At 39.3% G+C, this 23225-nt stretch carries 18 protein-coding genes and 1 tRNA gene; 15 read left to right on the forward strand and 4 right to left on the reverse strand.

Translation table 11 applies throughout. From position 1 onward, the window contains the following. Window positions 1-185 precede the first annotated feature (185 nt). Both cysE and I6E69_RS10310 read left to right on the forward strand, forming a co-directional pair. Entirely contained in the window at window positions 186-1004 is an 819-nt protein-coding gene (cysE, locus tag I6E69_RS10305) for a serine O-acetyltransferase (protein WP_002958786.1), read from the forward strand. A 35-nt stretch (window positions 1005-1039) separates the two neighbouring features. Further along, a complete protein-coding gene (locus I6E69_RS10310; RefSeq protein WP_197121208.1) occupies window positions 1040-1720 on the forward strand; it encodes a hypothetical protein in 681 nt (226 codons plus the stop codon). Here the strand turns inward: I6E69_RS10310 and xseA are convergent. Then, on the reverse strand, window positions 1717-3048 hold the full coding sequence (gene xseA / locus I6E69_RS10315) for an exodeoxyribonuclease VII large subunit (protein WP_182747686.1): 1332 nt from the start codon (window positions 3046-3048) through the stop codon (window positions 1717-1719). The genes I6E69_RS10310 and xseA overlap by 4 nt on opposite strands. Window positions 3049-3183: 135 nt before the next feature. Between xseA and guaB the strand changes: the two genes are divergently transcribed. The 5 genes from guaB (at window position 3184) to rimI (ending at window position 7389) form a co-directional block, all read left to right on the forward strand. Next, window positions 3184-4653, forward strand: coding sequence for an IMP dehydrogenase (gene guaB / locus I6E69_RS10320; RefSeq protein WP_002958783.1), 1470 nt, complete (start codon window positions 3184-3186; stop codon window positions 4651-4653). Between the two features lie 102 nt (window positions 4654-4755). After that, a complete protein-coding gene (gene guaA, locus I6E69_RS10325; RefSeq protein ID WP_002958782.1) occupies window positions 4756-6333 on the forward strand; it encodes a glutamine-hydrolyzing GMP synthase in 1578 nt (525 codons plus the stop codon). Window positions 6334-6488: 155 nt separating this feature from the next. Then, window positions 6489-6565: transfer RNA gene (locus tag I6E69_RS10330), tRNA-Trp, on the forward strand. Window positions 6566-6629: 64 nt separating this feature from the next. Next, the gene (locus I6E69_RS10335) at window positions 6630-6935 is read left to right on the forward strand and encodes a hypothetical protein (protein ID WP_039484938.1); all 306 of its coding nucleotides are present in this window, start codon (window positions 6630-6632) and stop codon (window positions 6933-6935) included. Continuing rightward, entirely contained in the window at window positions 6922-7389 is a 468-nt protein-coding gene (gene rimI, locus I6E69_RS10340) for a ribosomal protein S18-alanine N-acetyltransferase (RefSeq protein ID WP_002958780.1), read from the forward strand. Before I6E69_RS10335 ends, rimI begins: the two co-directional genes overlap by 14 nt. Window positions 7390-7462: 73 nt before the next feature. On the opposite strand, the gene I6E69_RS10345 is transcribed toward rimI, so the two are convergent. Then, on the reverse strand, window positions 7463-10129 hold the full coding sequence (locus I6E69_RS10345; RefSeq protein ID WP_039484936.1) for an ATP-binding protein: 2667 nt from the start codon (window positions 10127-10129) through the stop codon (window positions 7463-7465). Between the two features lie 234 nt (window positions 10130-10363). Here I6E69_RS10345 and I6E69_RS10350 point away from each other — a divergent pair, with 234 nt between their 5' ends. The 5 genes from I6E69_RS10350 (at window position 10364) to I6E69_RS10370 (ending at window position 16167) form a co-directional block, all read left to right on the forward strand. Beyond that, complete coding sequence (locus tag I6E69_RS10350; protein WP_002958778.1) at window positions 10364-10576, forward strand: hypothetical protein; 213 nt, start codon at window positions 10364-10366, stop codon at window positions 10574-10576. A 292-nt stretch (window positions 10577-10868) separates the two neighbouring features. Then, the gene (gene prfC, locus I6E69_RS10355; protein WP_002958776.1) at window positions 10869-12458 is read left to right on the forward strand and encodes a peptide chain release factor 3; all 1590 of its coding nucleotides are present in this window, start codon (window positions 10869-10871) and stop codon (window positions 12456-12458) included. A gap of 60 nt (window positions 12459-12518) precedes the next feature. After that, window positions 12519-14270: an arginine--tRNA ligase gene (argS, locus tag I6E69_RS10360; RefSeq protein WP_197121209.1), complete on the forward strand. Its 1752-nt coding sequence runs from the start codon at window positions 12519-12521 to the stop codon at window positions 14268-14270. A gap of 469 nt (window positions 14271-14739) precedes the next feature. Then, complete coding sequence (gene pdxH, locus I6E69_RS10365) at window positions 14740-15378, forward strand: pyridoxamine 5'-phosphate oxidase (RefSeq protein WP_197121210.1); 639 nt, start codon at window positions 14740-14742, stop codon at window positions 15376-15378. A gap of 21 nt (window positions 15379-15399) precedes the next feature. Continuing rightward, on the forward strand, window positions 15400-16167 hold the full coding sequence (locus I6E69_RS10370; RefSeq protein WP_197121211.1) for a TatD family hydrolase: 768 nt from the start codon (window positions 15400-15402) through the stop codon (window positions 16165-16167). On the opposite strand, the gene I6E69_RS10375 is transcribed toward I6E69_RS10370, so the two are convergent. Further along, window positions 16134-16754 carry an AhpA/YtjB family protein gene (locus I6E69_RS10375; RefSeq protein ID WP_002958772.1) on the reverse strand — a complete coding sequence of 207 codons (621 nt, stop codon included), beginning with the start codon at window positions 16752-16754 and terminating at the stop codon, window positions 16134-16136. The genes I6E69_RS10370 and I6E69_RS10375 overlap by 34 nt on opposite strands. Window positions 16755-16906: 152 nt before the next feature. On the opposite strand from I6E69_RS10375, the gene serB reads away from it, so the two are divergent. Then, entirely contained in the window at window positions 16907-17935 is a 1029-nt protein-coding gene (serB, locus tag I6E69_RS10380; RefSeq protein ID WP_197121212.1) for a phosphoserine phosphatase SerB, read from the forward strand. 20 nt (window positions 17936-17955) lie between these two features. Here serB and I6E69_RS10385 read toward each other — a convergent pair whose 3' ends face one another. Then, window positions 17956-20433 (reverse strand): PilZ domain-containing protein, encoded by a 2478-nt coding sequence (locus I6E69_RS10385; protein WP_197121213.1) that lies wholly within the window; start codon window positions 20431-20433, stop codon window positions 17956-17958. Between the two features lie 364 nt (window positions 20434-20797). On the opposite strand from I6E69_RS10385, the gene radA reads away from it, so the two are divergent. After that, complete coding sequence (radA, locus tag I6E69_RS10390; RefSeq protein WP_002958769.1) at window positions 20798-22183, forward strand: DNA repair protein RadA; 1386 nt, start codon at window positions 20798-20800, stop codon at window positions 22181-22183. Window positions 22184-22258: 75 nt separating this feature from the next. Further along, window positions 22259-23191, forward strand: a complete 933-nt coding sequence (locus I6E69_RS10395) for a hypothetical protein (RefSeq protein ID WP_197121214.1) — start codon at window positions 22259-22261, stop codon at window positions 23189-23191. The last annotated feature ends 34 nt before the right edge of the window (window positions 23192-23225 follow it).

The raw sequence follows: 23225 nt of genomic DNA on the forward strand, positions 1-23225 counted from the left end.
TTAAATGTATAAAAAATGCCCCAGTGCTTAAAGTTCTGGGGCATTTTTATTATTTAATAATGAAACTTAATAAACAGTTATACCTAATAACCAGAACAAATAACTAAGGGATTAACACCTTAGTGGTTAAATCCGTTAGACTTGGGAAAAGGCTATTTTATATCAACTTAAGGCAGTGCAGTATTATGCGTCATGCAATTTGGCAACAGCTTCGCGACGAAGCTAACGATGTAGTAAAACGTGAACCATTATTAGCAAGTCATGTTTATTCATGTGTTTTAAATCATGATTGTTTAGGTTCGGCATTGAGCTTTATTGTTGCTAATAAGTTGGCTGATGCGGTGGTATCTGCATTCACTATCCGAGAGCTGTTTGACCAAGCATTTGTAAAATGTGACCGCATGCTATCTTTTGTTGCTGAGGATATTAAAGCGGTAAAAGACCGCGATCCTGCATCAGAAACATATCTTACGGTTATATTAAATCTAAAAGGTTTTCATGCTATTCAGGCGCACCGTTTGGCTAATTGCTTGTGGCAACAAAACCGCAAAGAGCTAGCGCGCTTTATTCAAAGCCGTAACTCTGAAGTGTTTGGGGTCGATATTCACCCTGCATGTAAAGTGGGTAAAGGCATTATGTTTGACCACGCAACCGGTATTGTTATTGGTGAAACAGCGGTAATTGAAGATAACGTATCAATTTTGCAATCTGTAACGCTTGGCGGTACAGGCAATGAGCAGGGCGATCGTCATCCCAAAATTAGAGCGGGCGTATTAATTGGCGCCGGCGCTAAAGTACTTGGTAATATTGAAGTAGGTGAGGGCGCACGAATTGGTGCGGGCTCAGTTGTACTTAGCAATGTTCCACCACACACAACCGCTGTTGGCGTACCCGCTAAAATTATTGGTCGACCGGATTGTGAGTGTCCGGCGCAAAGTATGAACCAAAACTTTTTAGCAAATCCTGAGCCTGAAAACGAATCGCACACGAGTGCAATGCTATAAGTAATTAAAAATAATAAAACTTAAAAGGAATTAACATGAACAAGAATAGTTTATTGGCTCTAGGGATTGGGTTTATTGCGGGTGTAGGTTTAACTTGGGGCTACTTTAATGCAGCTTCAAGTCATCCAGAATCTGTTAAGTCGCAGCCAAGTTATGAAAAACAGCAAAAGCTTCATACTGAACAACAAAGTAATGAGGTATTGAGTAATGCAGACTCTGCAGTACCTGAGCAAGTCGCTAGTATAGAGCCCGCTGAAGTCTCGCCTACAACCAATTCAGAAACCCAAATGCTTGATGAACTACCTTTAGAAGAGCAAGTAATTCAGCTTAAACAACAGCTTGCTGAGCAAAAAGCGACAGTTAAAAGTATTTTAAAGCAGATGAGGGGCCCTTCAGATTTTGAGCAGATTTTACGTGATAAATTTGAAAATCAAACGCGCGATGAAGAATGGGCTTACCGTACTGAAATGGCATTACAAGATTTTTTATTAACAGCTGATTTATCAATTATTCCTGACGTTGTTAGTGCAAAATGTAAAAAAACAGTATGTGAATTTGAACTTGCCGCTCCTACTGATAACGACACATTTGGTAATGCTCAATGGCGAGAGTTAAACGATAAGTTGATGGAACAAGAGTTTTGGCAACAATTTAAAAGCACTACCTCCACATCGAGCGATAGCGAACTTAAAATGTTGCTAAGTACAGAGCTTTAAATAATTTGTGATTCTATAGAGCCATCAACGAGCTCTGTAACTAAAACATCGCCTGTTTTAATTTGCCCCACAGATTTAACTACTTTTCCTTGCTGTGTTTTAGTGATGCTATAACCGCGCGCTAAAACATTAAGCGGACTTACCGAGTCTAACCTGCTTGCTTGCAGTGCTAAGCTATTATTCGCTTGTTGTAACTGATGCTGTATAGCTTGGTTTAGCCTTGCTTGTAATTGCGAGAGTTGATGGCTTGCTGAAGCGAGTTTTTTATCAGGTGATTGGCGCATCAAACGCGGCGTTAAGTTATTGAGTGTGCGTTCTTGTTGATATAAACGATTACGCATAGCTTGTTGCAGCGCAATGCTTAGCTCATCCAAACGTTGTGATTTTTGACTAAGCTGATTACGCGGATGACACAAATTAAGGCGGTGTTGTAACTGCGTTGCTAATGCGCGTTTATCGGCAATACCGTGCTTAAACGCGTTAGATAAACGATTAACTAATTGTGTTACTTTGTTGTGTAACTCTTGCGTATTTGGGCTTACAAGCTCAGCTGCGGCTGATGGAGTTGCTGCACGAACATCAGCAACGTAATCGCTAATGGTTGTATCTATTTCATGGCCTACTGCACTTACTATAGGTAATTCACTTTCAAAAATAGCCCGTGCGAGCTGTTCGTGATTAAAGCACCATAAATCTTCAAGTGATCCACCGCCTCGTCCTAAAATAAGTACGTCAACTTCATCACGAGCATTAGCTAATTCAATTTGATTAATTAAATGTAGGTGCGCTTCTTTGCCTTGTACCATAGCAGGGTAAATGATTACCTCTAGCTGCGGCGCACGGCGTTTAAGTACCGTTAAAATATCTTTTATAGCAGCGCCGGTTGCTGAGGTAATAACACCAATACGGTTAATGTTTTGCGGAAGTGGTTTTTTATACGCAGAGCTAAATAATCCTTCGGCGGCCAAACGCATTTTAAGCGCATCGAATTCTTGTTTTAGCTGACCTTCGCCGGCCGGCTCCATATGCTCAACAATAAGTTGGTAGTCACCGCGAGGTTCATAAAGTGATACACGCGCTTTTACTGTAACTTGCGCGCCATTTGCAGGGCGATAGCTTTGGTTGCGATTATTCCCACGCCACATAGCGGCTTTAATTTGTGCTTTATCGTCTTTTAACGAAAAGTACCAATGTCCAGATGCAGGGGTAATAAAGTTAGAAATTTCGCCCGTGAGCACTAAAGATGCAAAACCTTGCTCAAGGATTGTGCGAATTTCTCTATTAAGGCGCGACACGGTGTAAACCGTCTGCGAAGGCTTCGAAAACATAAAAAACAACCTAAAACTATTTATTGCACTACTTTATCATAAATATTTGCGAAATATTATTTACTCATGCCAACAACGCTGTTAAAATTTGGCCGCAATTCCTTATCTTAGATCCACATGTGAGAAGTTGCCAAAATGCTTAGAATCGCTAAAGAAGCTCTTACCTTTGATGACGTACTTTTAGTACCTGGTCATTCTACTGTTTTGCCACACACGGCAAATATTTCAACTCGCTTAACGCGTGGTATCAAACTTAACTTGCCGCTTATTTCAGCATCTATGGATACTGTTACAGAAGCTCGTTTAGCTATTGCCCTTGCGCAAGAAGGTGGTCTTGGTTTTATTCATAAAAACATGACTATTGAAGAACAAGCGAAAAACGTACGTAAAGTTAAAACCTACGAAGCAGGTATTGTTTCATACCCTGTAACGGTTACTGCCGATTTAACAATTGCAGATGCAATTGAGCTTTCGCACGAAAAAGGTTTTTCAGGCTTTCCGGTTACCGACAGCAATAATGTGCTTGTAGGCATTGTTACTAGTCGTGATATGCGTTTTGAAACTAAGCTTGAACAGCCTGTTTCTACCGTTATGACTAAAAAAGAAAAGCTTGTTACCGTTAAAGAGGGCGCAGCACGCGAAGAGATTTTAGGCTTAATGCACGAACACCGCATTGAAAAAATCTTAGTTGTTGATGATGAATTTAAACTCAAAGGCATGATCACAGTAAAAGATTACCAAAAAGCCCAAGACAAACCTGACGCATGTAAAGATGACCAAGGTCGTTTACGTGTAGGTGCTGCTGTAAGTGTTGGCGCAGGTACTGATGAGCGCATTGCTGCATTAGTAGAAGCGGGTATTGATGTTTTACTTATCGATACATCGCATGGTCACTCTCAAGGCGTTATTGACCGTGTTACTAAAACTCGCAAAGAGTACCCAGACTTACAAATTATTGCAGGTAACATTGCAACGGCTGAAGGTGCGATTGCACTAGCTGATGCCGGTGCCGATGCAGTTAAAGTAGGTATCGGCCCTGGTTCTATCTGTACTACACGTATTGTTACCGGTTGTGGCGTTCCACAAATTACCGCTATTTCAGATGCTGTTGAAGGCTTAAAAGGTCGCGACATTCCTGTTATTGCTGATGGTGGCATTCGTTTTTCTGGTGATATTGTTAAAGCACTTGTTGCTGGTGCATCGTGTGTAATGGTGGGTTCTCTTCTTGCTGGTACAGAAGAAGCACCAGGTGAAGTTGAATTGTACCAAGGCCGTTATTACAAATCTTACCGTGGTATGGGCTCATTGGGCGCGATGGATCAAAAAGAAGGTTCATCAGATCGTTACTTCCAAAAATCAAATGAAGCTGACAAGTTAGTACCTGAAGGTATTGAAGGTCGCGTAGCTTACAAAGGTCCTATTGCAACGATTATTCATCAGCAAGTAGGTGGCTTACGCAGTGCTATGGGCTTAACGGGTTGTGCAACAATTGAAGAGCTTAATACAAAACCACAATTTGTACGTGTTACTTCAGCGGGTATGGGTGAGTCGCACGTTCATGATGTGCAAATCACTAAAGAAGCACCAAATTACCGCTTAGGTTAAGCAGCGTAATTAATTTAATATACTGGGCTTGCTTTGCAAGCCCTCTTTTTAGTCGTTTACATTAACAAACGGCATTTAGCATCAGACTTTACGAGATACTCCATGAGCAAAGATATTCACGATTCACGAATTCTCATTTTAGACTTTGGTTCACAATACACTCAATTAATCGCCCGTCGTGTGCGTGAAATTGGTGTTTACTGTGAGCTGTGGGCATGGGATGTGACTGAAGAGCAAATCCGCGAGTTCAACCCACAAGGTATTATTCTTTCTGGTGGTCCAGAATCAACAACACTTGAAAACAGCCCGCGCGCTCCTGAGTATGTATTTAATGCAGGCGTGCCTGTGCTAGGTATTTGCTACGGTATGCAAACAATGGCAGCTCAACTTGGTGGAAGTGTACACAGCTCTGATAAAAAAGAGTTTGGCTACGCACAAGTTGAAAAAGTAGGCAGCTGTGCATTATTTGATGCAATTGAAGACCATATTACTGATGGCGGCAATGGCATACTTGACGTATGGATGAGTCATGGCGATAAAGTAATGGACATTCCAGCTGATTTTACAACAACAGCTAAAACATCTACTTGTCCACATGCTGCAATGTCTAACGAAGAAAAGCGTTTTTACGGCGTACAATTTCACCCAGAAGTAACGCATACTCATCAAGGGTTACGTTTGCTTGAGCGTTTCGCTATTGATATTTGTGGCTGTGAAAAATTATGGACTCCTGCAAAAATCATTGATGATGCTATTGAGCGTATTAAAGAAACTGTAGGTGATGACGAAGTTATTTTAGGTCTCTCTGGTGGTGTTGATTCATCAGTTGTGGCTATGCTTATTCACCGTGCAATTGGCGCAAAGCTAACATGTGTATTTGTTGACAATGGTTTACTTCGTTTAAACGAAGGTCAGCAAGTGATGGACATGTTTGGTAATAAATTTGGCTTAAACATTGTTAAAGTTGAAGCTGAAGAGCAGTTTTTAAATGATTTAGCTGGTAAATCAGACCCAGAAGATAAACGTAAAGCCATTGGTCACACGTTTATTAATGTATTTGATGAGCAAGCCAAAAAGCTTAAAAATGCGAAATGGTTAGCACAAGGTACAATTTATCCTGACGTCATTGAATCTGCGGCATCTGCCACAGGTAAAGCGCATGTTATTAAATCTCACCACAATGTGGGCGGATTACCAGATGACATGAAAATGGGCCTTGTTGAGCCATTGCGTGAATTATTCAAAGATGAAGTACGTAAAATTGGTCTAGAGCTAGGTTTACCGTACGACATGCTTTACCGTCATCCTTTCCCTGGACCAGGCTTAGGTGTACGTGTACTTGGCGAAATCAAAAAAGAGTACTGTGATTTACTACGCCGCGCAGATGCGATTTTCATCGAAGAGCTACACAAAGCTGAGCTTTACCATAAAGTAAGCCAAGCGTTTACTGTATTCTTACCAGTTAAATCGGTAGGGGTTATGGGCGATGCACGTAAGTACGATTGGGTTGTATCACTTCGTTGTGTAGAAACAATCGACTTTATGACAGCACGCTGGTCACATTTACCATATGAGTTTTTAGGTGTGGTTTCAAACCGTATCATTAACGAAATTGATGGTATTTCTCGTGTAGTTTACGATATTTCAGGTAAACCACCTGCAACTATCGAATGGGAATAATTAATTTTAGTTTTAATTAACTAATTTTAAGTGATTAAAAAACGGCGAATTAGCATGCTAATTCGCCGTTTTGTTTATTTAAAAAGCAGTTAAACTAAAAGAGTGATTTTTCTCTTTACCTTTGGCGAAACTTCTCTATAATTCGTCGTCATTGCAGGGGCGTAGTTCCAATTGGTAGAGCAGCGGTCTCCAAAACCGATGGTTGGGAGTTCGAATCTCTCCGCCCCTGCCATTTCTTCTTTACATCGTTTTTATTACTTCTTATATTGTTCAAATGTCTAATCTACTGAGTTGTTATGCATCCACGTTACGCAGCTATTTTTGATATAGAAAATCTTGAACTCAATCAGCATTATTGTCCTCAAGCAAATGACCAAGCTAATACTTTATCGCAAAGCACGATAGCTAGTTCTTTAACGCTAAATGAGCAACTACTTGCAGACATTAAACTCAGTGCAGAACCTATTATTATAAATAGCGTTGTACAGGGCAGTGAGATGCAATTAAACGACAATCAGCTTACATTGCCAACCCCACAGCTCAACGCCTCTGAGAAGCGCGCTTTATGGGCTTTAATGAGTGAACACCTTGATAAACTTTAAATCAGTAGATGAAACTGCAATACCTCAATTAATGGCCATCGAAACAGCATGTCATAGCCATCCGTGGACTTTAAATACAATGAGTTCATGTATAGGCGGGCGCTATTTTAATGTTGCCGCATTTGATGAAGTGAGCATGATTGGTTTTTATATTGGTGAAAAAGCAGGGCCTGATTTTACGCTTATGGATATTTGTGTAACACCAAGCCACCAGGGTAAGGGTATTGCAAGGCAGTTGTTAGCCCAGTTTATTGAATATGGTGAACAGCAAAATGCTGAAAACCTCTTTTTAGAAGTACGCGAATCTAATACGCGGGCTATTGCGCTATACGAGAACGCTGGCTTTACAGAGATGTCAGTGCGTAAAAACTACTATCCAAGTGATAATCCGGCCAAAAATGGCTTTGAAGACGCTATTTTAATGGGCATGGCATTAGGTTTAAACTTTTCATAATTAAAGTCGGTGATTAGCGTTTTAAGCATAGAGCGCTAACGCACCGAACTTGTACTATTTTGTAAATTTTCTTTTAGGTTACTTTGCCACTAATTGCTTGCTCAATGGCTGCTATTAATTTATTTACCAGCTCGTCTCTTGGCACTTTATTGTTACTTTTTAAATTTTCTTCAAGTGCCGCAGCGCTGTGATAAATTTCATCAAAATTAAAGCACCCAGAACTACCTTTAATACTGTGCGCTATACCTCTTAATGCTTCCCAGTCATTACAATGTTTCAGAGTTTTAACTTCTTCTAAATAAGTAGGTAAGTTGGCTAAATAGTTATCAGTAATTTGCTGAAACTTTTCGCTTTTTAATAAGCTGTCCCACTTATTTTGATTATCCTTTTCAAGATGTAGGTAGCTTACGAGTACATTTTCCAGAGCATCTTTATCAATGGGTTTAGCGAGTGCTTTGTTGCAACCAGCTTCTAGGTAAGTACCTATATCGTGGTTCATTACATTAGCAGTAAGTGCAATAATGGGGCCATCGTATGCTGCATGACGAAGCATTTTAGTCGCTTCTAATCCGCCCATTACAGGCATTTGCATATCCATTATAATAAGCTGATAGTCGTTAACGAGTGCCATTTCTACAGCTTGTGCGCCATTACTAGCAATATCGGGTTCAAGGCCCCAAGTTTGCAGTAATAATTTAATTAATAGTTGGTTATCAGGGTTATCCTCAGCGACTAAAATATTAGCCTCAAAGTTATTGGTCGCAAATGATAATAGAGGGTCTTTCTCTGGTATTAACTGGCTTTCTTGCGTTAAAAACTCAAGCATTGGTTGATCATCAGATAACTGACACGATACCCTAATTGTAAAGCGGCTACCAACGCCAACTTCACTTTCAAGCGTTACATCGCCACCAAGTAACAGTGCTAAATTTTTAGAAATACACAACCCAAGGCCTGTACCACCAAAACGACGTGTAGTTGTGGCATCGGCTTGCTCAAACGGTTTAAACACACGCTCTATTTGATGCTCAGACATACCAATGCCGGTATCTTTAATTACAAATTCTAGCTTTTGACTTGCTTGTAAATAATGCACGCAAATAGACACACTGCCATTTTCGGTAAATTTAACAGCGTTATTTGCAATATTTATAAGTATTTGTTTTAAGCGGGTCACATCACTATAAATGGTGCGAGGTAGCGGCAGTTGGTAATCAATATTAAGGGTTAATTGTTTTTCTTGTGCCAGTGGTTGAATAATCGATTCAATGTCATGCACAAGCTGCACTACGTTTAACGCAGACAAATCGACAGCTAGCTTTTCAGCTTCAATTTTAGATAAATCGAGTATGTTATTTATTAACTCTAGTAAGTGTTTTGAATTACGCAAAATAGTGCTTAGATGTTGTTTGTCGTTGGCTACTTTGTCGTTGTGGAGTAATTGCTCTGTAAAGCCCATAATAGCCGTAAGTGGCGTTCGTATTTCGTGACTCATATTAGCTAAAAAACGACTTTTAAGCTGATTAGCTTGCTCGGCTTGGCCAATTGCAAGCTCTAGTTGGCTGTTCATGGCTTCAAGTGCTTTAGTACGACTTTCTACTTTATCTTCAAGGTGATGTTTATATTCTTCAAGCTGCTGCTGGTAGTGTCTAATTTGATTAACCATGTGGTTAAAGTCGTTAAACAAAACACCCACTTCGTCATTTGTATGAGCTGGTAAGTGCACCGACAAATCGCCATCACCAACACGATGGCTTGCAGCACCTAGTAATTCAATTGGATTAAGTAATAAATTACGTACCACTATAAAAATTAATATTGGCAGGGTGATTATCGAAATAATAACAATTAAGCCTGTTATTAAGCTTATGGCTTTACCAGATTGATAAAGCACACCTTTGGGAATGGTTGAAACGTAATAATATCCACCGGGCATTTGTACGGCAAAAATCATGCGCTCTATTTTATCTATGCTTGAGAGTTCAATGGTAGAAAGCATGCCTATATCGGCAAGATCGTGTACTTGGTTAAGTTCATATTCGCTTATGTATTGGCCGCGCATGTTGTAGTCGGAGCTAAATAAAATTTTCCCGTCTTTGGTCAACATTAAATTAAGTGTGTTGTTATATGGCGCTTCTAAAATACTGGAGTTGAGTATTGAAGGCTCTATATGTATTACAATAAAACCAAGCTGCTGTGGACGTTTCAAGTAGTAATCAACGCTGTCAATTCGTTGAATGAAATATAAGCTCGTGGTGCCATCGTCCTTTTGAATCATAAATTGCTGTGTACTTAAATTACTTTGCAATACTCGATTAAAAAATGGATAGCTTTTGGGCGCTGTTGTTAGGTTATTAGAGTAGTAGGCATCACTTTTCCCACTTGCTGAAACTAAATTAATGCTAATTATATCTGGATAAGCTTCGCTGTAACTGGCAAATACATCCATAAGCGCGCCAAGTTTTCGGGTGTAATTACCGTTGGCGCTAATATCGTTTGCTAAAAAGTCACTAAGTACTGGCGAATTTGAAAGTAGTTTTGCAGTAGAGTGAAAAGAGTCGATATAGTTGAATATTTTTTGCTGTTGCTGCTCAACAAAACGGCTCATTATTAAATCAGCTTGTTTTTGTGTTGAATTAGTTACATTGGTGAGCGTAAAGCCACCTAAAAATAGCAGTGGCAGAATAACAAGAGGTGTTATATACCATAATAATCTTATACTTAACTTACTGGTTTTCATGACCAAACGACTTATCCTCCATGCAATCTGCCAATAATATGCGTTACGACCTGATTACACAAGCTTATAGCGGTCTTGGTGGCTAAATTACAATCATTAGTTGCATGATCTTTAGCTCTTTTTTTTATGTTTAAGTTATTTAAATTTAACAAATCACACTGAATAATATCAATTCAGTGTTTAAAAACTTACATAGTTTTACATCTTTTAAAGTTAATAACTAAAGTTGATGCATTGCCAGGCGTGACATTAAAAGGACACGTTGACAGTCTAAGTCCAGCAAGTGGTGTAAGTTACTCCACTATTGGTGCGCATAATGCAACAGGCAACTTTACTAAAATAGCGCAGCGCCTACCGGTAAAGATTAGTTTAGATGCTAAGCAGCCTTTACTTAGTCAACTACGTGTTGGAATGTCGGTTGTACCTACTATTGATGTTGTTAAGTAACTACTCATTTTTATTTAAGCGATCTACGACTAAATTGTAGGTCGTTTAAATATCGCTTGCTGTACACATTTATTTTAAAGCTAAGATATTTTTAAGTAGATAGCACACTTTTATACCGACTCCTGTTACAATTGCCATTATTAAAAAATCAACTATTGACGCTTTATTATCAGCTGTTTGCAACGTGAAAATCAGCGAGAATAGTAGTTAATTACGATCAACATAACGGGTTTACTCGCAGACGCTTATTAAAATGCATTCAACCCCGCATATAAACTAAAAGAACTTATCAATGGCAGACCAGACTATTATCAATGAAATCAGCAAGCGAAGGACCTTTGCTATCATCTCTCACCCGGATGCTGGTAAAACAACGATTACCGAAAAAGTATTGTTATTCGGACAAGCTATTCAAAGAGCTGGTACTGTAAAAGGTCGCGGCTCTAACCAGCATGCTAAATCTGACTGGATGGAAATGGAAAAAGAGCGTGGTATATCAGTTACTACGTCTGTAATGCAATTTCCATATAACGACGCACTTGTTAATTTACTTGATACGCCAGGACACGAAGATTTCTCTGAAGATACGTACCGTACATTAACAGCAGTAGATTCGTGCTTAATGGTTATTGATGCGGCTAAAGGTGTAGAAGACCGTACCCGTAAGCTAATGGAAGTTACACGCCTGCGTACCACACCTATTGTTACGTTTATGAACAAATGTGACCGTGATATTCGCGACCCAATGGAAGTGCTGGACGAAGTTGAAACAGAGCTAAATATTGCCTGTGCACCCATTACTTGGCCAATTGGTTGTGGTAAAGAGTTCAAAGGTGTTTATCACATTCATAATGATGAAGCTGTTTTATATAAAACGGGCCAAGGTCATAAAATTCAAGATGTTCGCACAATTAAAGGCCTTGATAATCCAGAGTTAGATATTGCCATTGGTGAAGACTTAGCTGCGCAGTTACGCGATGAGCTTGAGCTTGTTATTGGTGCATCAAACGAATTTGATTTAGATCTGTTTTTAGCCGGTGAGCTTTCGCCAGTTTATTACGGTACCGCACTTGGTAACTTTGGTGTTGATCACGTGTTAGATGGTTTAACTAAGTGGGCGCCAACGCCATTACCACGTGAAACCGAAGACAGACTAATTGTTGCAACTGAAGAAAACTTTACCGGGTTTGTATTTAAAATTCAGGCCAACATGGACCCTAAACACCGTGACCGTATTGCATTTATGCGTATTGTATCGGGTAAGTACAGCCAAGGCATGAAAATGAATCACGTGCGAATTGGCAAGCAAGTGAGCATTTCTGATGCGGTAACCTTTATGGCGGGCGATCGTGAACGTGCCGCAGATGCTTTCGCTGGCGACATTATTGGCTTGCATAACCACGGAACTATTCAAATTGGTGATACGTTCACGCAAGGCGAAAAACTTAAATTTAGTGGTATTCCTAACTTCGCCCCTGAATTATTCCGCCGTATTCGTCTTCGCGATCCGCTTAAGCAAAAGCAATTATTAAAAGGCTTAGTACAGCTTTCTGAAGAAGGGGCTGTACAGGTATTTAGACCACTTATTAATAACGACTTAATAGTAGGCGCGGTAGGTGTACTTCAGTTTGATGTGGTTGTAGCGCGTTTAAAAGCAGAATATAACGTTGATGCTATTTATGAAGGCGTAAACGTGAATACGGCACGCTGGGTAAGCAGTGATGACGTTAAAAAGTTTGAAGAATTTAAACGTAAATGCGAAAGCAATTTGGCACTCGATGGCGGCGATAACTTAACTTACATTGCGCCGAGCCGTGTAAACCTTAACTTATCGGTAGAGCGTTACCCAGAAGTAACGTTTAGCCATACACGCGAAAACTAGAGCTCATTTACAAGAATTAAAAGAAAACCTGCTTTGGCGGGTTTATAAAGGTAAAAAAATATGAATATTCGTACTATTTTAATTGAAAAAGCCGTTGCAGCTATGGTTGGTGCAGGCTTACCTGAAGATACAAACCCAGCAGTAACGCAAAGCACACGTCCACAATTTGGTGATTACCAAATTAATGCAGCAATGGGCGCGGCTAAAAAAATGAAAAGCAACCCACGTGAGCTTGCGCAAAAAATTATAGATAACCTTGATGTAAGCGATATTGCTCAAAAGACTGAAATTGCAGGCCCAGGTTTTATTAATATCCATTTAAAGCCTGAGTTTTTAGCGCAAAGCGTTAAAGCGGCTAACAATGATGCAAAACTAGCTGTAAACGAGCATGCTAAGCCACAAAAAGTTGTTGTTGATTATTCATCACCAAACCTAGCTAAAGAAATGCACGTAGGTCATTTACGTTCAACTATTATTGGTGACTCAATTGTACGTGCGCTTGAATTTAGAGGCGATACGGTTGTGCGTCAAAATCACATGGGTGATTGGGGTACGCAATTTGGTATGTTAATCGCGCATTTAGAAGATCAAATTAGCCAAGGCGTTGACTTAGATACTGTTGCGCTTGCTGATTTAGAAACTTTTTACCGCGATGCTAAAAAACGCTTTGACGACGAAGAAGGCTTTGCAGATAAAGCACGTGACTACGTTGTTAAATTACAAGGCGGCGATGCGCACTGTGAAAAACTTTGGAAACTATTTATAGCCACCTCAGTTAAACACTCTGAAGAAGTATACAAGCGTTTGAATGTAACGCTTACTCAAGCCGATATTATGGCTGAAAGCGCATACAATGCAGAGCTTAACGATATTATTAGCCTACTTAAAGATAAAAACATTGCCGTGGAGTCGCAAGGCGCGCAAGTGGTGTTTTTAGATGAGCTAGCTAATAAAGATGGCGAGCCATCAGCGTTTATCGTACAAAAATCTGGCGGTGGTTTTTTATATGCAACAACAGACTTAGCGGCATGTGACTATCGTTCAAACAAATTAGGTGCTGATCGCATCTTAATTTTTGTAGATGCACGTCAAAATCTACACTTTAACCAAGTAGAGCTAACAGCGCGTAAAGCTGGTTTATTAAGAGACGAAACAAGCTACGAGTTTTGCCCGTTTGGCACCATGATGGGCGCCGATAATAAACCATTTAAAACACGTACTGGTGGCACAGTAAAACTTGCTGATTTATTAGAAGAGTCAATTAACCGCGCAGCAGCAAAATTAGCTGAACGTGAGTCTGATTTAAGTGATAGCGATCGCAGCGAAATTGCCCGTAAAGTAGGTATTGGTGCAGTTAAATACGCCGACCTTTCTAAGCACCGTACCAGTGATTACATTTTTAACTGGGACAGCATGCTAAGTTTTGAAGGCGCAACAGCTCCTTACTTACAATATGCTTATACACGCGTACGCAGTATTTTCCGTAAGTCAGATTTAAGTGCCGAAGCGCTAACTCTTATTGGTGTTAATGTTAAAATAGTTGAGCCTCAAGAAAAAGCACTTGCACTTAAGCTACTACAGCTCGAAGAAGTACTTGATTTAATGATCAGCGAAGCAACACCGCACGTACTATGTGGTTACTTATACGAGCTTGCAAGCTTATACATGACATTTTACGAAGCTTGCCCAGTACTTAAAGAAGGCGTAGAGCCAAGCGTGCGCGATAGCCGTTTAGTGTTGTGTAATTTGGTTTCTAAAACACTAGAAACGGGATTGGATTTGCTAGGCATTGAAGTTATGGAGCAAATGTAATCACCGTCGTATTTTAACCTAATACTGCGTTATCCACCCCGACTTACCCTAATCACATACAAACCGTATGCTCATAGGGATAAGTCGGGTTGGATGCCTTGTCTTAGGCTAAACTACTTAGGTGAACCGTCTGCTGCGTGTAGTTCGCTTTAGCTGCGTTGGTAAAACTATTTAGCCTAAGTCACATACAAACCGTATGCTCCTTGGCATAAATAGTTTTACCGCCTTGCTAGCACTCCTACACTTGCAGATATCTGAGTTGTGTAGTTTGCGTTGTAGGTTGGGTTGAGTGAAACGAAACCCAACGATACACCTGAGACTCTATGTTTACTGCTATCGAATACACTCGAGACTCGGTGTTATTACTATCGCATATACCTGAATCTTAATATTTGTTACTACTCAATATCTATTGTTTTAAGCTCGCTACTCTAAGCTCTTTTCTAAGTCTTTATTTAAAGGATTTGTTATGAAACTCGAAGATATCCGCCGTGAATACCTGCAAGACGCGTTAAGCGAAGATAACTTGCAAGATGACCCATTCAAGCAGTTTGAAACATGGCTTGAGCATGCTGTAGCAAGCCAATTACCCGATCCAACAGCGATGGTTGTAGCAACTGTTGATGAAACCGGTCAGCCTTCACAGCGTATAGTGCTTTTAAAGCACCTGGATGATAACGGCTTTGTATTTTTTACCAATACAGGTTCGCGTAAAGCGCAGGAGCTTAAAGGTAATAACAAAATATCGCTTCACTTTCCGTGGCATCACATGGAACGCCAAGTTATTGTATACGGTGGGGCTAAACCATTACCAACTTCTGCTGTGGCAAAGTACTTTTTATCTCGTCCTAAAGAAAGCCAATTAGCAGCGTGGGCATCAGCGCAAAGTCGTCCGGTGTCATCACGTAAAGTACTAATGGAAACCTTTGCTAATATGAAAAATAAGTTTGCTAAAGGTGAAATTCCATTACCTGATTTTTGGGGCGGTTATTGTGTAGTGCCCACTAAAATTGAGTTTTGGCAAGGTGGGGCGCATCGTTTACATGATCGTTTTATGTATCTGCGCCAAGCAGATAATAGCTGGCAAATTACACGCTTAAATCCTTAATAAATAGATGAGTAAGTAACCGTGCAATTTATTGACTCTCATTGCCACCTCGATTTTAGTGAGTTTAATTCAAGTCGTGAATCGCTGATAAACGAGTGTGTAGCAAAGGGAGTTAATCAGTTTGTTGCACCGGGTATTACGCTTGCTCAATCGCATACTCTTATAGAGCTCAAAGCAACCTATCCAAGTATAAAAATAGCGGCAGGGCTACATCCTTACTTCTTAGATCAACATAAAGAATCGCACATAGAAGCATTATTCGAGTTTGCAACTACAAATAAGCATCAGCTGGTGGCTATTGGTGAGTGTGGGCTTGATAGAAGCATTGAAAACCTCTCTAAACAAACTTATTTATTTGAACAGCAAATAAAGCTTTCTAATGAGCTAAGCTTACCGCTCATTGTGCATCATAGGCAAAGCCATGATTTAATTGCGCAATCGTTTAAACGTTGTAAGCCAAAAAATGGGGGAGTGATTCATGCATTTTCAGGTTCAATCCAACAAGCGAAGTACTATATCAAACAGGGCTTTAAGCTTGGCGTAGGCGGTGTTATTACCTATAAACGTGCAGCTAAAACCCGTGCTGTTATTGCCGCTATTGAGCCCGAGCACTTAGTGCTTGAAACAGATTCACCTTCAATGCCTTTAAGTGGCTACCAAGGGGAGGTTAACACGCCATTGCATATACCTGATGTGTTTGACGCACTATGTGATTTAAAGCCAAACAGCGAAAAAGAGACGCTTGCAAAGCAACTTTATGATTCTTGTTCAGATGTTTTTTGCATATAACGATTTACCTGCCAGCGCTTTAATCCACGGCCTAACTGCCACGTAAAAATACAAGCAATCACTAGCATTAGTAAAACCTGCCTGCCTAAGTCATGAAAATGATTATGGCTGTCGGATATTGCAGCGCGAGTTAAATAAGTAATAGATACAAAACCTATAGGGCGGTCATCATCGCTTATAACAGGTTCCATAAAAGGTGTTTTTAACTTACTTATTCCGGGGGTAGAATCAGAAAGTTGACCATAAACATGGTGCGACTGCCAATTGTCGCTACTGGCTAATAAAATACCCTGTTGATCGTAAATAGTGGCCGAAAGCACGAACTCATCTTTACTTATATCGTTACAGATTGCATTGAGCTGGGGTTTGTTTTTTTCGATTAAAGGTGTTTTAACATTTAAAGCCATAAACTGAGTGAGGCTTTTGGCGGTGCTGTCGGCGCTATCGTAAAGTAACTGGTGGCTCTGAAAACTACTATTAACACCCACCCAGCTGAGTAATACAAAACAGCCAGCCGCAAGAATTAAGCGAACGAGTCGCTTTCTTTGGGATGCGCTTATAGGGTTTTTAATATGGTTATTTTTCATAGTCACCGTTTATGCTACTGACAGCATTTTGATTTGATGTTACAACTACACTAACTATAACCTTAAACCCCACCTGATGGCGAATTTAGTGTTGAGAATAGCAGTTTTGAGATGCCAACTATCAGGAAAATAAAAATAAACACGGAGATCCCATGTCGCAAATCAACATGGCACAGCAAGCTGCTGAGCAACCATTACAACACTTAACTCTTAATAAATGGTTTAGCTATAGTGGTGGTGTATCTACACCTCTCGATTATATTCCAAACAAAGCATTAGGGTTATTTAGCATCGCATTTGCAGGTGATTTTGCAGAAAAACACATTGCCAGTATTGTTGACTTTTTAGCGACACATAACCAAAACGTCACCGCTATATGCCAATACCAACCTGATTTAGGGCTTGCACCTGCACTGTGTTTTTACGTGCAAAATGCAGATAAAACTATAAACCCGTTAGTACTACAAGAATTTTCAAACACACTTGATTGTCAATTAGTGCAAGTTACTACGCCGCCTAATTTATATGAGCCAGGTTTATTGGTTATGGATATGGATTCAACTGCAATAACTATTGAGTGCATAGACGAAATAGCACGCCTTGCGAACGTATACGATGAAGTTGCCTCTGTAACTGCACTTGCAATGGCGGGTAAACTTGATTTTAGTGAGAGTTTATATCAGCGTGTAGCTAAGCTTGAAGGTATTGAAAAAAGCTTAATTGAAGAACTGAAAAGTACATTACCATTAATGCCTGGTATTAAAATACTGTGCCAAATTTTAAAGCAACATAACTGGTATTTGGCGATTGCCTCAGGTGGTTTTGTGCCTTTTGCGGAGCGTGTACAAGAGCTGATTAATTTAGATGAAGTGCACGCTAATGTACTCGAATTTAAAGACGACAAGCTAACAGGTAAAGTACTGGGTACGATTGTCGATGCGCAGCAAAAAGCGGTCGTTTTAGAGGTACTTCAGCAAAAGCTAGGGCTTAAAAAAGCACAAACTGTAGCTATTGGGGATGGCGCAAATGATTTAGTGATGATGGCAAAAGCTGGCCTAGGTGTGGCTGTACATGGTAAGCCTAAAGTGGTTGAGCAAGCACAAGCGGCTATTTGTGAAGGGTCATTATTGCAATTGTTGTATATGTTGGCTATTCCGTTAGAAAAACAACCAACACTTTAAAATAAATTAAGTTAAACCGCTTAACGTAAGCGGTTTAACCAAATTAGCTTACGGCGGCTCATTTGTGCTACTTGCTCTTTTTTTAGTTCTAAATGGCTTAGCGCTTCTTCAGTTATATCTACTACATCACCCACACCAGCTACGGCCCATAAGGCTTCTTCTAAATCTTTAGCTTTGTGCATTGCGTACTGACTTACGTATTTTAGCTCATTAGAAAGGTAATCAGTATCGGGGCGACCTGTGCGCGATATATACAAACGCATTACGAATATAAGTTGCGATGTAATGTCTTTACTAATTTGTTTATAAAAGCTTGAGTAGTCTTCACCTAAAGCGCATTGGCTAACAATAGCCTCTTCAATACTGCCTTTTCGAGGGTCGAAGTTAATAGCAAGTGTAAAAGCAAGTGGTGCATCTTGGCGGCTGCGATCTTTAATATTTGGTGTTATTACATTAATAATTTGCTCTTCAGTCAGAATGCTCGAAAAGTCAGTTTTGTTACTTAATAAACCAAAGTTTTGCAAAATTACGTGAATAGGGCTGGCGTATAACCCATATCCAATTGCACCCGTTTTAAAGTGTGCAGCTTCTTTGTGTAAATATAGCGGAAATTGGCAAACGCTTTTTGTTACCATATTTCTAAGTGCGGTAGATAAGCCTTCTACTTTAGGTGCTTCTTCAGATACTTTAAGTTTGTCTTTATTACCTTCTATTAGCTGAGTGAAAAAGGTCACGCCAGCATGAGGTAAATCAGCAATACGATTTGCTTTTAGGTTAATAGTAGTAAATGACTTACTGATGGCCATTACTTCGTACTTTAGTTCACTAAGCTTATGCTTTTTAGTTATTTTTTGAAGTTCAGGGAATGCTAAAAGTACTATATCGCCTTTTTTAAATGTGGCAGGTTGTTCGCACTCTAACTGCAAACCCATTACCGAAAAGTCACGTGTATAGCCGTTAAATACCTCATCATTAATAGTGACACTAACTGGTGTTTTATAAAGATAGCGCTTATGCGAGCGTAAATTTACGTATTCAAGTGGCACAATATCTAAGTAGGGTGGTGTTTTGTGTTTTGCGTGGCCAAAGTGCTTAAGCTGATTTACTAATGCTTTATCAAAAGTAAGTTGTTTATAATTTGCTTGTTCAGCTTTATTGCCAATATTTGTAAGTACAACAATATACTTAACATCTTTTATAAGGCCTTTTACACGAGGGGAAGGTGGCTTATTTAATTTTTCTATATTTTCACCGGCACTATTAGGTAGTGAAAGCGGTATAAAAGAATCATCTGGATGACTTGGCATTATTTGTATTTTAAAGCATTGCCAGCTCTCTTTTTGGCTACCAAAACCTAAAAATAGATCACGTAATTTAGGGTTGTTATTTAACTCTGTACGCGTCGCTGAGTAGTAATAAATTTTACCTGATGATATATGTGTAAATGTATAGAGGTAATCTTCTTTTACTGCGGTAATTTGAGTTAGTAATTGTGTAATACGCTGATGATTAAGTATATTGTACAAACACGGTGTTTTTCTTTCATCGGTAAAGTAGCGCTGAATAAAAATATTATTTTCAGTGGTAAGGCTAAGGCTTGGGTAATATTGCTCATCTTTTTTACTTAAAAACACATATAAAGACGTTACGCGAGGAATGTAGTACTGCTCATATCCCTTTGATACTACAGCATCGAGCGTATTATCTAGATTTACTTTATAACGACGCTTATTACCATGAATAAAACTTTCTAAAAAGTCATTAAAGGCATCGTTGTTTTCTATATAAGTGCGCTTTAAACGGATGTGATTAAATTCACGAGAGATATTTTCTACTGCAACAACTTCGTATTGAATACCGTTTTTTAGGCCAAGTTCAAAGTCTTGCTCAAGGCCTACTAAGCGCATTGCGATGAGTTCGCCTTTTTTTATAGAGTAGCGCGTTGCAAGCTTAACTTTACAACCGCTTAAAGATATATCTGAGGTGCTAGCAGCAATGTTCTTTTTATCTTTGTAATCAATCGTTACTTTTATTGAGTAATTCATCCGTTCTTCACGGCGGCTCTCGTAAGAGGCAAACTTAATTACTTCAGTGTTTAAGTTATTTTCTAGCTCTTGTAACTCTGATTTTTCGGCTGCTTGTTTTTGTAATACGCGGTGGTTATTTTCTGTATTCATTACGGCTTCGTAAACAGCTAAGGTGTATTCACCATGTTGTTTAAGCGCTTTTTCAAACACTTCAATGGCTGTGTCATCCATAAAGTGTTGCTTGCCGTTATGCTCATATGGTTTTACTTGGCCTGTCACTAATCCGCGAAGATCAACAAAACGTGCCACTGGCTGAGATAAACGCGACATTTCCATTTTCATTAAAAATTGCTCAGGTTTAGTTAACCCTGCGGTTTTTGATTTGAAAATTAGATCAAATTTAGCGTTGCCTAAATATGTTTTTAACTCATTCACGAGGTCTTCGTGTTTGAGCATTATGTCATCAGCCATTTATAAAACCATCACCGTCTAATTGAAAAAGTAGGTATACTGTTAAGTCCATTTATTAGAAGTTCAATAAACGTTAAATCGCGCTATGTTATTAATATAGGTACGATTATTTGAGTTACTACTGTTTAGCTCTTGTTATGTATGTGTTATTTGCCATTTTATTGGCAAGTTACTTTAAACTATTACAAAGCAAAAAGTATGCCCTAAATTATAGCTAAAAAGAAACACCATGTGTATTTATTGATTGTGACGCTAGATTTTTAAGCAGGCAAGAGTTTGTTGCTAAGTAAATGCCTGAAATGGCAAAATAAGCGCTTAATAGTAAGAATTTTTTTTAATTAAAGAATAGTAGGTAAAGTTATCAATGGCTAAAGCGGCAAAAGTAGAATTTGTTTGTACCGAATGTGGCATGAACTATCAACGTTGGCAGGGTCAATGTCGCTGCGGTGCGTGGAACACATTAGCGGAATTTAAGCCTTCAGCAGGGCACAGTAAAAAAGCATCAATACGAGCGAACGTTGGTGGTTATGCTGGTGGTGTTGGTGGTGGCTCTAAAAAAATCAATGATATTGCTACATCAGAGGCTGAAAAGCAGCTAACTGAAATCGGCGAGCTTGATCGCGTACTAAGCGGCGGGGTGACTACTGGCTCTGTTAATATAATTTCGGGCGATCCGGGGGCGGGTAAGACAACTTTGCTATCTGACTTAGTGGCGAGAATGTCACAACGGATGCCGTCACTTTACTGTACGGCAGAAGAATCTTTATCGCAGTTTAAAAACAGGGTAAATCGTTTAAAGTTAAACTATAACCCGGACGAGCTTTATTTACTTTCTGAAACGAGCGTTGAAACCATCATCGAAGAGCTCGAGAAAAATAAAATTAAGTTTGCTGTTATTGACTCTATTCAAGCTGTTGTAACCGATACGGCAAATGGTAGCCCAGGTTCGCCTTCGCAAGTAAAAAGCGCCGCCCAAGCATTAACTCAGTACTGTAAGCAAAATGATGTAACCATGTTCATTATTGCTCACGTAAATAAAAATAACGAAATAGCAGGCCCTCAAACACTTGTACATATTGTTGATGCGCTTTTACACATAGATACCAACGATGGGCAAATACGAACCCTTAGGGCAAATAAAAACCGCTTTGGTGATATTGATACTGTTGGCATTTTTAAAATGTGTGAACGTGGAATGTTAAGCGTTGATAATCCAAGTGAAATATTTTTATCGGGTTCAACTACCGACTCACCTGGCTCTACTATTACCTGTATTCGTAAAGGGAATCGTAATTTATTGCTTGAGATTCAATGTTTAACTACCGAAACAGAAGCTGAATTTCCGCAGCGTGTTTGTGTTGGTTTAAATATGAATCGTATAAAAATGCTGACCGGTATATTACGTAAGCATACTAAAACTAAAATATTTCACGATACGTTTTTTAATATTGTGGGTGGTTTAAGAATTGATGAGACAGAAACCTGCATCGATTTAGCATTAGTAACCGCGTTACTTAGCAGTTTAAACGAATTTGTTGTACCTCGTACCACGTGTATTATGGGAGAACTTAGCTTAAACGGCGATGTACGCCCAATAGACAGTGGTGTACCGCGTGTTAAAGAGGCTGCACAACATGGTTTTACAGAAATATATATTCCATTTCGCAATTACCATAAATCGATGGAAGGGCTAGGCGCTAAAATTACCCCTGTAAAAACTGTACATGAGTTACTTAGTTTGATTAATTAACACTTATCGGTGATGTTCTTCAGTGTTACTCTTAAGTTGAGACACTTTATAGAAAGAATTAAATAAGGAAATGACATGAAAAAATTAGTTATAGTTGCAGCTCTTGTGGCCGCAGGCGTGGGTGGTGTTAGTTACGCAAACTACGTAGCAACTCAAGAAGTGCGTGCAGAAGTAGATAAGCAACTTGCTTTAGTAAGCGAGCAAACTGGCGCTACATTTAAATACGCTGGTTTATCGGCAAGTGTTATTTCAAAGAGTGTAGAAATAACAAATATGGAAGTAATAAGCCCTGAAGGTGACAATGTTGCTAATATTCAAAGCATTGAAATAACTGGCTACGAGCCGGATAAAATATCACCACATACATCATTTGATGTAAAAAGCTTTCAGTTTGATAAAAGCTTTGTATCAAAATTACCAGCCGATACAAACGAAATGTTAGCGTCGGCAAGTTACGACTTACATTCATCACTTGATTACGATGAAGAGTCTGGCAATAGTGATGTAGTAGTTAAGCTTGATGCAAAAGACATTGTTAGTTTTAATATGGATATGGGTTTAGCTAATTCAAAAGCGTTAATGGATGCTTCATTGGCTATTAGCAAGGCGCAACAAGAAGCGGGTGATCAACCGCTGACGTATGAGCAAGAATTACAGCAGCAAACACTTGTTATGCAAGCAATGAGTAAATTAGAGCCGCGTAATGTTAGCTTTGCCTTAAATAACCAAGGTAAATTAAAAGATTTACTATCAAGCGAGCTTGAAAAGCAAGGTATGACGCTTGAGCAAATGGAAATGACGCTAAAGCAACAGTTACAACAAGCTCCTGTAACTGAAGATATTGCAGAGGCTTTAACCAGCTTTGCGAAAGGTTTAAATTCATTCAGTGTGTCTGCAAAGCTACCTGAAGGTAAAACTATGATGGAAATTAACCAACAAGTTATGATGCTAGTAGGGCAACCTGAAGAACTAGTTAAGTTTATTAACTTAGAAGTTAAAGGTGATTAGGCCTTAGTTCTGTATTAATAAAGGCGCCAATTGG

The sequence above is a fragment of the Pseudoalteromonas sp. NZS100 genome (genome assembly GCF_015864815.1).
GTDB lineage: Bacteria > Pseudomonadota > Gammaproteobacteria > Enterobacterales > Alteromonadaceae > Pseudoalteromonas > Pseudoalteromonas distincta.

Bases quoted from the DNA above. Each gene is read 5' to 3' on its own strand.
- I6E69_RS10395 (WP_197121214.1), top strand. From the start codon at position 22,259: ATGAAAAAATTAGTTATAGTTGCAGCTCTTGTGGCCGCAGGCGTGGGT.
- xseA (WP_182747686.1), bottom strand. From the start codon at position 3,048: ATGTTTTCGAAGCCTTCGCAGACGGTTTACACCGTGTCGCGCCTTAAT.
- I6E69_RS10375 (WP_002958772.1), bottom strand. From the start codon at position 16,754: ATGAAAAATAACCATATTAAAAACCCTATAAGCGCATCCCAAAGAAAG.
- I6E69_RS10310 (WP_197121208.1), top strand. From the start codon at position 1,040: ATGAACAAGAATAGTTTATTGGCTCTAGGGATTGGGTTTATTGCGGGT.
- I6E69_RS10345 (WP_039484936.1), bottom strand. From the start codon at position 10,129: ATGAAAACCAGTAAGTTAAGTATAAGATTATTATGGTATATAACACCT.
- radA (WP_002958769.1), top strand. From the start codon at position 20,798: ATGGCTAAAGCGGCAAAAGTAGAATTTGTTTGTACCGAATGTGGCATG.
- argS (WP_197121209.1), top strand. From the start codon at position 12,519: ATGAATATTCGTACTATTTTAATTGAAAAAGCCGTTGCAGCTATGGTT.
- guaA (WP_002958782.1), top strand. From the start codon at position 4,756: ATGAGCAAAGATATTCACGATTCACGAATTCTCATTTTAGACTTTGGT.
- prfC (WP_002958776.1), top strand. From the start codon at position 10,869: ATGGCAGACCAGACTATTATCAATGAAATCAGCAAGCGAAGGACCTTT.
- I6E69_RS10385 (WP_197121213.1), bottom strand. From the start codon at position 20,433: ATGGCTGATGACATAATGCTCAAACACGAAGACCTCGTGAATGAGTTA.
- pdxH (WP_197121210.1), top strand. From the start codon at position 14,740: ATGAAACTCGAAGATATCCGCCGTGAATACCTGCAAGACGCGTTAAGC.
- serB (WP_197121212.1), top strand. From the start codon at position 16,907: ATGTCGCAAATCAACATGGCACAGCAAGCTGCTGAGCAACCATTACAA.
- cysE (WP_002958786.1), top strand. From the start codon at position 186: ATGCGTCATGCAATTTGGCAACAGCTTCGCGACGAAGCTAACGATGTA.
- I6E69_RS10335 (WP_039484938.1), top strand. From the start codon at position 6,630: ATGCATCCACGTTACGCAGCTATTTTTGATATAGAAAATCTTGAACTC.
- guaB (WP_002958783.1), top strand. From the start codon at position 3,184: ATGCTTAGAATCGCTAAAGAAGCTCTTACCTTTGATGACGTACTTTTA.